The organism is Parazoarcus sp. PS-13 R2A (assembly GCF_057621855.1).
Genome location: NZ_JBYEXN010000001.1, coordinates 247192 through 259340, shown reverse-complemented (window position 1 = coordinate 259340; position 12149 = coordinate 247192). Strand labels below are relative to the sequence as shown.

The window sequence follows — 12149 nt, the reverse complement described above, 5'->3', positions numbered from 1 at the left end:
TCCTACGTCCTGGACGACCGGGTGCGCCGGGGCTTGGCCTCCGGCGCCGGACTGCCCCCGGGACTGCCCAGGGGCCGCGCCTGATTCCAGGCCACCATTCCACCGAGCAACAGAAAACCGCCGAGCAGCGCAATCGCGACAAAGGGCAAGGCCATCGCAAGCAGCGTCCAGTTGAGCGAGCGCACAAGCACGACCTTGCCCGGATCGGCCGGATCGATCCAGGCCGTGACCGACTGACCGATGTCCATCTCCCGCAGCACCGCCGCCAGGGTCCTGTGGTATCCCACCCCCTGGTGCAGGTCATAGCGGGATCCGACGAAGCCCTCGGCGTCCACGGTATAGCGGTAGCGAACCTTCAGCGACGGCAGCGGCCTGTTGCGCAGCAGGTCAGCCGGCTCGATTGACGCGAGCTCGAGCGTCGCGGGCACCGGCGTCCATTGCCGTGTCTGCATGGCCTCGTAAAGCGGCTGCACCCCGAACGAGATGGCGCCGAAGATGCCGGCGACCAGCAAGGCGACGCCGAACAGGGGAAAGATGAGCCTGATCCCGCCTTCGACAAGATACAACTTAAGTGAGGTTCGAGACATGTAGGCGCGAGCCGTAAGAGATTCCGTATTCTATGGCCCAACGCACCATACTGAAAATGGCATATGAAGCGCGCAGGCAGGCAATGCCGACACAATGCTCGACAAGCTGCAAACGGAGAGCGAGAATTTCCCGACACAGCGCCCAGCCCCCTGACCCACCGGTCGCCAGCGCGCCTGCCTACCTGCACCCGCATTCACATCCGGGGCAGGCATCCCGACCACTACCACACAGCCCATGATGCCCTGCACTCAGAATACAAGCACTGCACCAGCACTCGATATCGTCGCGCTGGACCTCACTCAGGCCCGCCACGCCCAGGCCTTCATCGATCTGCTCGATCACTATGCGCGTGATCCGATGGGTGGCGGCAAGCCGCTGACTGAACCGGTTCGAGCCACACTCGCCGAGCGCCTGCTGCAGCGCAACGACTTCGTCGCTTTTGTCGCCTTCAGCGGCGACACGCCATGCGGCCTGATCAACTGTTTCGAGGGCTTCTCGACCTTCACCGCGGCGCCGCTGCTGAACGTCCACGACCTGGTCGTGCATGCGGATTTTCGCCGCCGCGGTGTCGGCCAGGCCCTGCTCGGCGCGGCAGAGACGGCGGCCCGCAATCGCGGCTGCTGCAAGCTCACGCTGGAAGTGCTGTCGAACAATTACACGGCGCTTGCCATCTACGAGCGCGCAGGCTTTCGTCCCTACGTCCTCGACCCTGCAGCCGGACATGCCCAGCTTATGCAGAAGTGGCTCGCCTGACCGCTCGTCGCCTTAGTCCGCCCCCGATCCTTCGCTGCAGTGCAACCTGCCTTGCGCTATAATGCAAGGCTTTGTTTTATCTGAAAAACAGGATTTACTGTGCTCGTCGCCGCCAATATCACCATGCAGTTCGGGGCCAAGCCCCTGTTCGAGAACGTCTCCGTCAAGTTCGGCGACGGCAACCGTTACGGCCTGATCGGCGCCAACGGCGCGGGCAAGTCGACTTTCATGAAGATCCTTTGCGGTGCGCTTGAGCCATCAGCCGGCAACGTATCGAAGGATCCGCACGAACGCATGGCCTATCTGCGCCAGGACCAGTTCGGCTATGAAGACCTGCGTGTTCTCGACGTGGTGCTGATGGGGCACGAGCAGATGTGGGCGTGCATGGCCGAGAAGGATGCGATCTACGCAAATCCCGAGGCCACCGAAGACGACTACATGCGCGCCGCCGAACTCGAAGGCAAGTTCGGCGAGTACGACGGCTACACCGCCGAGGCGCGGGCGGGCGAACTGCTGCTTGGCGTCGGCATCGGCACCGAACTGCACAACGGCCCGATGAAGAACGTCGCACCGGGCTGGAAGCTGCGCGTGCTGCTGTGTCAGGCCCTGTTTGCCAATCCCGAGATCCTGCTGCTCGACGAACCGACCAACAACCTCGACATCAACACCATCCGCTGGCTCGAAGACGTGCTCAACAATCGTGACTGCACGATGGTGATCATCTCCCACGACCGCCACTTCCTGAACCAGGTCTGTACCCACATGGCCGACCTGGACTACGGCACCATCACCGTCTACGCCGGCAACTACGACGACTACATGGAAGCGGCGACCATTGCCCGCGAGCGTCAGTCCGCAGCCAACTCCCGGGCCAAGGACAAGATTTCCGAACTGCAGCAATTCGTGCGCCGCTTCTCGGCCAACAAGTCCAAGGCCAAGCAGGCCACCAGCCGTCTGAAGCTGATCGACAAGCTCAAGCCGGAAGACGTCAAGCCGTCGTCACGCCAGTACCCGTGGATTCGCTTCGACTACGACGAGAAGGACAAGCTGCACCGCCTTGCCTGCGAAGTCGACAACATCAGCTTCGCCTACGACGGCATGGACAAGCCACTGATCAACCGCTTCTCGCTGGCGATCGACGCCGGTGACAAGGTGGCGATCATCGGTGAGAACGGCGTCGGCAAGACCACGCTGATGAAGCTGCTGATCGGTGAGCTCACCCCGCAGAAGGGCGCGGTGAAATGGGCCGAGAAGGCCAAGCCGGGCTACTACGCGCAGGATCACTCGTCGGACTTCGCCAAGGACATCAACCTGACCGACTGGATTGCCGACTACGCGCGCATCACCGCAGACGCCGTCGGCGGCGATGTCGAAACCCTGATCCGCGGCACGCTCGGCCGTCTGCTGTTCTCCGGCGACGAGGTCAAGAAATCGGTCAAGGTCATTTCCGGTGGCGAGCAGGGACGGATGCTGTTCGGAAAGCTGATGCTGTCGCGCCCCAACGTGCTGCTGATGGACGAGCCGACCAACCACCTCGACATGGAATCGATCGAGTCGCTCAACACCGGCCTCGACAAGTTCCCCGGCACCCTGGTGTTCATCTCGCACGACCGTGAGTTCGTCTCCTCGCTGGCCACCCGCATCATCGAGATCAAGCTCGACGGCAGCATCATCGACTATCGCGGCACCTACGAAGAGTACCTGTCCAGCCAGGGCGTAGAGTAATCGCCCGGACCCTGGCCCCTCAGTCCGCCGCCTTCCCGCCCAGCCCCCAGCTTGCACGCAGGCTGGCGGCAGGCATGGGCTTGTCATACAGGTAGCCCTGCCCGATGTCGCAGCCCTCCGCGCGCAGAAACGCAGCCTGAGTCTGGGTTTCAACCCCTTCGGCAACCGCCCTGAGTCCCAGGCTGCCTGCCAGCGCTATCACCGCCCGAATGATGGCCTCGCCGTTGGTGTCGTGACCGATGTCACTCACGAACGACTGATCGACCTTCAGCCGGTTGAGTGGCAGTCGTCTGAGATAGGCCAGGCTTGAATAGCCGGTTCCGAAGTCGTCAATCGCCAGCGCGACGCCGAGTGCACGCAGCCCCTCGAGGACCTCCAGCGCGCGCTCGGGCTCGCGCATGATCATCGACTCGGTTACCTCGAGCTCGAAACGTTTGGCGGCAAGTCCGTTACGCTGCAGCGCGTCGGCAGTGATCTCTACGATCTGGTCGCGGTCTATCTGACGCGCCGACAGGTTGACCGCAACCAGCGGCACCTCGAATCCCTCTGCATCCCAGGCCACCATCTGCCGACAGGCCTCATTCAGGACCCACTTGCCGATCTCGCCTATGATGCCCATCTCCTCGGCAAGCGGAATGAATCTGCCCGGCGGGACCAGTCCCAGCTCGGGGTGTTGCCAGCGCACCAGCGCTTCGGCCCCGGCCAGGCTGCCATCCGCAAAATCAATCTGCGGCTGGTAGTGCAGGACCAGCTCCTTGCGCGCCACCGCCCCGCGCAAGGCGCTCTCCATGACCAGGCGCTCGAGCGTCCCGGTTGTCAGATCCTGTGAGAAGAACTGGTACGTATTGCGGCCCTGCGACTTGGCCTCGTACATCGCCAGGTCGGCATGCTTCAGCAGCGCGTCGGCGTCGTCCCCGTCATCCGGGTAGCGTGCGATGCCGATGCTCGCGGTCACGGTCAGCGCATGCCCGCCCACCGTGCGCGGGGTGGAGAAGATGTCGAGCATCTTGCGCGCGACGGTCGTCACCTGCCGCACGTCGGATTCGTCCTCCATCAGCAACACGAACTCGTCTCCGCCCAGACGCGCAAGCGTGTCACTGGCCCGGATCAGACGGCTGATACAGTTCCCGACATCGATCAGCAGCTCATCGCCGACCGTATGACCCAGCGTGTCATTCACGCTCTTGAACCGGTCGAGGTCGAAGAACAGCAGGGCGAGCTCGCCCCCCTCGCGCCGTGCCCGCATCAGCGCATGCTCGAGCCGGTCGCGCAGCAGAATGCGGTTGGGCAGACGGGTAAGCGAATCGTGATAGGCGAGAAAATCGATCTTCTCCTGCGCCACCTTGAGGGTGGAGATATCGCTGAACACGGCCACATAGTGCGTAATCTGCTCGTCGCTGCCGCGCACCACGCTGATCGTCAGCCACTGCGGGTAGATCTCGCCGCTCTTGCGCCGGTTCCACAGCTCACCACGCCATTGCCCGGTCGCATTCAAGCTGCGCCAGATCTCGCGATAGAACTCGGACTCATGCCTGCCAGACTTGAGAATGCGCGGATTGCCACCCACGACCTCATCCTTGCGATAGCCGGTAATCGTTTCGAACGCGGGATTCACCGTCAGGATGCAGCCCTTTGCATCCGTCACCAGAACGCCCTCGACCGTGCTGTTGAAGACACGGTCAGCCAGACGAAGCTCTTCGTCGGCACGGCGACGATCGGAGATGTCGCGCGCAAAGCCCACCGTACCAAGCAGCTCGCCGTTCCGGTCGACAACCGGCGCCTTGTAGGTTTCAATCCAGCGCCGCTCTCCGCGGTTCGTGATCTGCTCTTCGACGGACAGGCTCTTGCCCGTCGCCATCACCACGCCGTCATCATGGACATACTGCCGCGCGAGTTCTGCCGGCCACAGGTCTGCGTCGGTCTTACCCTTGACCCCTTTCTGATCCGGCTCACCACATGCCTCGGCAACTTGGCGATTGACCGCGAGGAAACGCCCATCGCGATCCTTGAGCCAGACCATGAAGGGAAAGTTGTCGATCAGCGCCTGCTGGTAGTGCAGTTGCTGCTCCAGACTCGTGTTGAGCTCCAGAATTCTTTCATCAGCCCGCCGCTGATCCTCCAGAACGCTCAGCAACACCTGTCGCGCTTGGTCGGCATCCAGCAGCATCTGCGCCATTTCGTCCTTAGCTCGCCGCACTGCATGCTCGGCTTCGAGACGCAGGGTGATGTCGAGGCATACGCCGGCCACCGCCGGACGCCCTCCGAATTCAGCCCAGCTGCCATGCACCTCCACCTGAAATTCAGTGCCATCGCGGCGCAGGGCGGAAAAAACATAGTGTGACTCGCGCACCTCGCCAGACATCCGCTGCGCGACCTTGCCGCGTACCAGCCCGCGATCGCGCTCGGTGACCAGCGAGCCCATCTCTACGCCATCGATCACGTCTGCGGGCGAAGCGTAGCCAAACATCGTGGCAAAGGCCCGATTGACGTAGCGGAAGCGCTCGTCCTGAATGACATAGATCGCGACGAGCGACTGCTCCACCACCGTCCGAAACAGGACATCCATATCGGCCACCCTCACTCTGGCTCACTTCCGTAACGCGGCGGCTCACCGAGGCGACGCAGCAAGGCATTGACCTCATCCTTCAACTCGAGAACCCGCGACTCCCGCCCGAGCGTGACCGCATACCAGCGCCGCATCTCCTCGACACTTGCGGCAAGCCGCGACGATTCACGGTGGCGCTCGAGCGCGATCGACAGCAACTGACTGATGCTGTCGAACTGCTGGCGCTCGTGCTCGGCCGCCTCACGCGGCGTGCGGTAATAGGCCGCAAAAGTACCCAGCACACGACCATCGGTGGCAAGCAGCGGCACCGACCAGCACGCACGCAGACCATGAGCAAGCGCAATTTCTGCGTAGTCCACCCACAGGGGGCTGTGCTCGATATCGCTGACGAACACGGATTGCGCAGTAAAGGCAGCAGTCCCGCAGGAACCCGCCGCGGGACCGATTGGCGCACCGTTGATGGCCTCGGAATACGCCGCCGGCAAACTCGGGCCTGCCCCGGTGTGCAGATGCGTCCCTTCCTCGTCCATCAACAGGATGGAGCACAGCATGTCCGGGTTTTGCTGCTCAAGCAGTGTCGTCACATACAGCAATGTGTCACTCAGCGCTTCCCCGCGCGCAACACGCTCCAGCGTGCTGTTCGAAAGTTCGAGCATGCGCTGCGACCGCGCGCTCGCGGTTATGTCGCTCCACACCGTGGACACGCAGTGGCGCCCGCGCAACGCCAAGGCGCGCGCACTCACCCGTACATCACGCAGCTCACCGCTGCGATTCCGGTATTGCGTGGAGAACACGCCCTCCCCCTGGGCGATGACCTGCCGGATATGCGTCACAAGCTGCACCTGATCGAGGGCCGCCCCAAAATCACGCAGATTGAGCTTTTCGAACACCTCGCGGCCATAGCCGAAATTGCGGTGTGCCGCTTCGTTGAACTCAAGCACGGCGCCGCTATCGGCATCGAACAGCAGGATCGAATCCAAAGCCTGATTGACGATGGCACCATAGACCTCCTCACGCTCCGCGAGACGCTCCAGGGCCTGATGCAGCGCAGTCACATCACGTGCAACGCCCAGCACACCAAGCAGCGCCCCATCGGCGCCGAATATTGGCGTCTTGACTGTTTCCAGCAGCTCACGGTGGCCATCAGCGAAGTCGATCCAGTCACTGTGGCGCGCGGGCTGACCGCTCTGCATCACGGCACGGTCCTCCGCACGGATGGACTCTGCCAGTTCGGGGCGGAGCAGGTCGTAGTCGCACTTGCCGAGCACCTCCGTTTCAGGAAGCCCGAAAACCGATGCGACGCGGGCATTGCAGGCAAGGAACACCCCTTCCCTGTCCTTGAGAAAAACAAGGTCGGATGCACCCGCCAGCGAAGTGGCAAGACGCAATGCGTTGATGGGATCACCTTCGGGTGGCGCAGTGGTGTTCATGATGATTCAGAAGCCTTTCCGAGGCCATTCGGGACATCCCGCCCGTTCGCCCGAGTTCGCCATAAGGCTTAGTCGTGTCGTCAGCCAATTATGAAGCAATCCGCTCCAGCGTTTGTGCTCCCCGTCACGGCTGGCACTGCCCGGCCTCGAACGCTGCTCAACAGGTCTTGACGACAATGTCGTGCAGCGTGTTCGCACAATGCGCCATGCGGTCCGCCGCGTTTGAAAGGTGGCGGTAGATTTCACGCCGTTTGAACATGTTCAGGTAGTCCTCACCCTGAAATAGTTCCGCAAGCGCCTTGCGGTAGAGCTTTTCAACCTTGCGCTCAGCCTTGCGCCCGACGTCGGCGCACTCCGCACTCAGTGCGGGCTGTTTTGCCAGCACCGAGAAGCCCGTCGCCAGCGCTTTCACCCCCTGCTGCAAGGCCCGCGCCATTTCCGTCGTGTAGGGATCAGGCCCGACGCCGAGCACGTCCATCTCGTTGACGGTGCTCTTGCAGTAATTCACCACCTCGTCGAGATCCATGATCGCGCGGTGAATGTCCTCGCGGTCGAACGGCGTGGAAAACGCCTCGTTCAGGGTATGCAGGTTGTGAATCTTGACGCGGTCGGCAGCATGCTCATCGGCCTTGATCTGCTTGGCGATCGCGGGGGTCGCCTGCTCCATGAACTGCACCAGCAGGGTGACGGTGTGCACCACCTGCAGCGCCTGTTCGGTGAGCAGCCGATGAAAGTCCGGCGCCTTTGGAAAGATGCGGTCGAGCACCCGGAAAACGATGGAGCGTGTCGGTTCTGTCATGTCCTGACCTCAATCAAGCAAGGGGCGCAACAGCAGCAGCACGACGGCACCGGCCGCAGCCGAGGCCGGAATCGTGATCACCCAGGTCGCGACGATCTCGCCCGCCTTGTCCCAGCGCACACTGCGCGGACGTTCGGATGCGCCGATCCCCATGATCGAACTGGCCACGACATGGCTTGTGGAGACCGGCGCCCCCACGAACGAGGCAGAGAGGATGACCGTGGCCGAGGTGAGTTGCGAATCGAGCGCATGCAGCGGACGCACCTTGTACACCGCAAAGCCGAGCGTGCGCACGATGCGCCAGCCCCCCGTCAGCACGCCCGCCGTCATCGAGATGGCGCACACGAGCATGACCCAGAGCGGCACGTCGAAGCTCGGAATGAAACCGCCGAGCAAGAGGACCAGCGTGAGAATGCCCATGCTCTTCTGCGCATCGTTCGCCCCGTGCGCGAACGCCAGTCCGGCGGTGGTCACATACTGGGACAGCCGCAGATGGCGGTTTAGCGTCGGTCGTGCCGCGCGGAACAGCAGGGACAGAAGACGGTGTATCAGGTAGCCGACAAAAAAACCAAGCAGCGGGGACAGGACCAGCGCCAGCAAGACCTTGGTCACCCCCGAAAGATGGCCGTCAGCCAGCGCCGAAAAGCCCCACACCACGTGATCGAGCCCCGCCGAGCTCACAACCGCGCCAACAAGACCGCCAACCAGCGCATGGGATGAAGAGGACGGGATGCCTTTCCACCAGGTCAGCAGATTCCACCCAATGGCGCCGATCAACCCGGCCAGCAGGATCCCCAGAGACAGCATCACCGGCACGCCCGCAAGATCAACGAAACCGCCAATCGTGTTGGCCACTGCCGTCCCCCCGAGCAGGGGTCCGAGAAACTCGAACACTGCGACCACCGATACGGCCTGCGCCGGGCTCATCGCACGCGAGGCAATGACGGTGGCGACGACGTTTGCAGCATCATGAAAGCCATTCGTGTAGTCGAACAGCAGGACGGTCGCAACGGCGCACACGGTAATCACGAGGACAAGGTCCACCGGCACACACTCCGCAGCAAAATGGCATCTGCGCCTGATGATAAGCGGATGCAGGGGACAAAGCATGCCGCACTGCGCAACATCCGGGCCGACCCGGCGCGGCCCGTAAACAGGAAAACCCGGCACACGCCAGTCAGGCATGTGCCGGGTCAGTGGTCGGCAAGCGCTTAGCGTGTGCGCTCTGCGATGCGACCGGACTCGTCGGAGATGATGACTTCAACCCGGCGGTTTGCCTGGCGCCCTTCCGCCGTGCCATTACCGGCAACGGGGTATTCGAGTCCCAGACCGCGAACCAGAATCCGCGTGCTTGAAATGCCACGGTTCACCAGGGCGAAGCGGACCGAGTCTGCACGCTGCTCGGAGAGCTTGCGGTTGTACGCCGCCGAACCAACGCTGTCCGTGTGACCTTCGATCATGACGGTGCGCGCAGGATGCTTGTTCATGAACGCAGCAAGCTGATCGATGGTGCGCATCGCACCCGCCTTGAGCTCGGCTTTTCCGGTATCGAACAGCACATCGCCGAGGGTCAGCACCATGCCCCGATCGCTCGGCTTTGCCTTCAGTTCGGCGAGCTGGTCCTCAAGTTCGCGAGCACGGGCCAGCGCAGCCTCTGCTTCGGTTGCACGCGCTTCAGCCACCTTGCGTGCTGCGTCCGCCTCCTGCGTCCGCGCTCCGATGAGCGCGTCACTGCGGACGCGCTGGGCAGCCGCGACTTCTTCGTCGGCCTTCGCCTGCAGTCCCTTTTCGAGCGCAATATTGACGCGCTGACGGGCGAGGTAGGCCTGATGCTCAACCATGTCGAGTTCTCCGCCCCGGCTCATGATGCTCTCTGCCTCGCGCAGCGACTGCTCCGCACTCTTGAGTTCGACCGCTGCGCTGCGTACAACCCTCGGGTCAGCGCTTGCGCTGCGATACGCCTCGCGTGCATCGGTCAGCATGGCGTTTTCCTTCGGCATGCCCGCACAACCCGCGACAAGCAGGAGACCTGCGATCGCACTCAGACTGCGTCGTGAAAACGCCGACTGCAGACGCGGGACACGGGCGTTGGTCTTGTTCAGCTCAATCTTCATTGTTTCGGCCTCCGGTCCAGTTCGCCACGCAGGGTCTCGATGCTCTCCTGCACTTCAGTCACCGCACGCTGCGAGCGCGCCGTGCGAGCCTTGGCCTCTGCCAGTCGCGCATCGACTGCGGCCTGCTCGGCAAGTACCTTGGCACGCTCATTGTCTTCGCTGCGCATGGCCGCTTCGGCCTGCGAGAGCTTGTCGCGGGCGGTCAGCAGTTCCAGCGGCGCATGCGTGCGCGCACCGGCCGACTCGGCCTGCGAAAGCGATGATTGTGCGGTGGACAGCTCTGCAACCGGCGGTCCCATCCTGCTTGCACACCCGGTCACAAAGAGAACGGCCAGGACGCTGGCAGCCACGGTAAGCGGGCGGTACTTCGAAACGCTCAAGCTCATTGCAACTCCTTCGCTGTTGAACGGTGAAGAACAAATTCAGCCATCATCGTATAGCGCGACAATCGACAAATAAAACGATATATTTTTGTCACTTCAACAAATATTTTTGATCAATGGACATCGACCTTCTCCGCACCTTCGTGGAAGTTCATCGTCTGCGGCACTTCGGTGCGGCGGCCGAATCACTCCACGTCACCCAGGCCGCGGTCAGCGCGCGCATCAAGCAGCTGGAGACGCTGCTTGGCGCACGCCTGTTCGACCGCACGCGTCGTGACGTGCGCATCACGCCCGAAGGTCATCGCTTCCTCCATTCGGCCGACCTGATCATCTCCGAGTGGCGCCGCGCGCGTCATATCGTCGGCAAGGGCGGCGTCGAAACCCCGCAACTTTCCATCGCCGGCAGCCTGCGCCTGTGGGACATCTTCCTGCAGGACGGCTGGCTGCATGCCTTGCGCCGGGCACGCCCCGACATCGCACTGACGGTTGAGACCGGTGCGCCCGAAATGCTGATTTCGCGGCTGTTCGACGGCCTGCTCGACGTCGTGGTCATGCTCGAACCCCCGCGCATCGAACTGATGACCGAGACCCGGCTGACACAGATTGATCTTTTTCTGGTGTCCACAAGCCCGCGGCAGACTGCCGCCGAGGCGCTCGGGAAGGGTTACGTGATGATCGACTGGGGGCAGGCCTTCGAGGTAGAGCACCGCGAGCGCTTTCCCGAAGCACCGGCGCCGATGACCACCGTTTCGAACTCGGGCATGGCGCTGGCCTACCTCAAGGCCATCGGTGGCGCAGCCTTCCTGCCCGGCCGCGTCATCCAGCCCGAGATTGACACCGGCAACCTGTTTGTCGTGAAGGACACGGCGCCGATCAGCCGCGGCGTATACGGCATCTATCTCAACCGCAACCCCAAACTGCCTGTCATTCTCGAGGCGCTGGACGTTCTGAATGCCGGCAAGCGGATCTCGGTCGACGGCTTCGGCACCGCGGACGAAATTCCCGGAGACGCGTCGCAGGGCCACGAGCCTTCGTCTCGGATAGAATAAGGGCCGGTCAACCGGATTTCGCCATGATCGGTATCTTTCTCATCACCCATGCCACGCTGGGCGAATCGCTCATCCAGTGCGCCTGCCATGTGCTCAACAAGCGCCCTGCCAATATCATTCAGCTCGGCGTGTCCGCGCAGGACGATCCACTCGACCTGTTGCCGACCGCGCGACAGATGGTTTCCTGGGCGAACAGCGGTCGTGGGGTGGTCATACTGACCGACATCTATGGCGCAACACCGTCCAATATCGCGATCAAGCTCCTGAAACCCGGCCTCGTCGAGGGCGTCGCGGGCGTGAATCTGCCCATGTTGCTGCGTGTGCTGACATACCGGGAGAAAGACATGTCCACCCTGATACAGCGCGCCATTTCGGGCGGCTGTGACGGGGTGATGCACATGAAGTAAAGCAGCAAGTTCTGACCTCACATTACAAACCAAACCAGAAACCGGAAGTCGAGCGAGACGCAAGATGCCCAAAGCGGACGTGGAAATCATCAACAAACTTGGCCTGCATGCACGTGCTTCGGCCAAACTGACCCAACTGGCAAGCGGCTTCGGCGCCGAGGTCTGGCTGGAGCGAAACGGCCGCAGAGTCAATGCAAAAAGCATCATGGGCGTTATGATGCTCGCCGCCGCGCGCGGCGCCACAATCAGCGTTGAAACCGCCGGGGTCGACGCCGAGAACGCTCTCGAACAGATCAAGGCACTGATTGCCGACCGCTTCGGCGAAGAGGAATAGA

At 62.5% G+C, this 12149-nt stretch carries 12 protein-coding genes; 5 read left to right on the top strand and 7 right to left on the bottom strand.

Translation table 11 applies throughout. The features are described from left to right. Nucleotides 1–2: 2 nt before the first annotated feature. The gene (locus AC22G6_RS01230; protein ID WP_487365275.1) at nucleotides 3–587 is read right to left on the bottom strand and encodes a DUF3592 domain-containing protein; all 585 of its coding nucleotides are present in this window, start codon (nucleotides 585–587) and stop codon (nucleotides 3–5) included. Nucleotides 588–822: 235 nt separating this feature from the next. Between AC22G6_RS01230 and AC22G6_RS01225 the strand changes: the two genes are divergently transcribed. Further along, complete coding sequence (locus tag AC22G6_RS01225; protein WP_487365274.1) at nucleotides 823–1341, top strand: GNAT family N-acetyltransferase; 519 nt, start codon at nucleotides 823–825, stop codon at nucleotides 1339–1341. Nucleotides 1342–1440: 99 nt separating this feature from the next. Further along, the gene (locus tag AC22G6_RS01220; RefSeq protein WP_108950576.1) at nucleotides 1441–3066 is read left to right on the top strand and encodes an ABC-F family ATPase; all 1626 of its coding nucleotides are present in this window, start codon (nucleotides 1441–1443) and stop codon (nucleotides 3064–3066) included. Between the two features lie 19 nt (nucleotides 3067–3085). Here AC22G6_RS01220 and AC22G6_RS01215 read toward each other — a convergent pair whose 3' ends face one another. The 6 genes from AC22G6_RS01215 to AC22G6_RS01190 form a co-directional block, all read right to left on the bottom strand. Then, a complete protein-coding gene (locus AC22G6_RS01215) occupies nucleotides 3086–5632 on the bottom strand; it encodes a sensor domain-containing protein (protein ID WP_487365273.1) in 2547 nt (848 codons plus the stop codon). Between the two features lie 11 nt (nucleotides 5633–5643). Continuing rightward, complete coding sequence (locus tag AC22G6_RS01210; RefSeq protein WP_487365272.1) at nucleotides 5644–7062, bottom strand: PAS domain-containing protein; 1419 nt, start codon at nucleotides 7060–7062, stop codon at nucleotides 5644–5646. Between the two features lie 157 nt (nucleotides 7063–7219). Continuing rightward, nucleotides 7220–7861, bottom strand: a complete 642-nt coding sequence (locus tag AC22G6_RS01205; protein ID WP_487365271.1) for a DUF47 domain-containing protein — start codon at nucleotides 7859–7861, stop codon at nucleotides 7220–7222. A 9-nt stretch (nucleotides 7862–7870) separates the two neighbouring features. Beyond that, complete coding sequence (locus tag AC22G6_RS01200; protein WP_487365270.1) at nucleotides 7871–8905, bottom strand: anion permease; 1035 nt, start codon at nucleotides 8903–8905, stop codon at nucleotides 7871–7873. A gap of 167 nt (nucleotides 8906–9072) precedes the next feature. Continuing rightward, nucleotides 9073–9975, bottom strand: coding sequence for an OmpA family protein (locus tag AC22G6_RS01195; protein ID WP_487365269.1), 903 nt, complete (start codon nucleotides 9973–9975; stop codon nucleotides 9073–9075). After that, nucleotides 9972–10361: a DUF4398 domain-containing protein gene (locus tag AC22G6_RS01190; protein WP_487365268.1), complete on the bottom strand. Its 390-nt coding sequence runs from the start codon at nucleotides 10359–10361 to the stop codon at nucleotides 9972–9974. The genes AC22G6_RS01195 and AC22G6_RS01190 overlap by 4 nt, the downstream gene beginning before the upstream one ends. Nucleotides 10362–10474: 113 nt before the next feature. Here AC22G6_RS01190 and AC22G6_RS01185 point away from each other — a divergent pair, with 113 nt between their 5' ends. From AC22G6_RS01185 to AC22G6_RS01175, 3 genes are all read left to right on the top strand, one after another. Beyond that, nucleotides 10475–11407: a LysR family transcriptional regulator gene (locus AC22G6_RS01185; RefSeq protein WP_487365267.1), complete on the top strand. Its 933-nt coding sequence runs from the start codon at nucleotides 10475–10477 to the stop codon at nucleotides 11405–11407. Nucleotides 11408–11430: 23 nt separating this feature from the next. After that, a complete protein-coding gene (locus AC22G6_RS01180) occupies nucleotides 11431–11814 on the top strand; it encodes a PTS sugar transporter subunit IIA (protein WP_487365266.1) in 384 nt (127 codons plus the stop codon). Between the two features lie 64 nt (nucleotides 11815–11878). Next, nucleotides 11879–12148, top strand: a complete 270-nt coding sequence (locus tag AC22G6_RS01175; RefSeq protein WP_108950571.1) for an HPr family phosphocarrier protein — start codon at nucleotides 11879–11881, stop codon at nucleotides 12146–12148. The last annotated feature ends 1 nt before the right edge of the window (nucleotide 12149 follow it).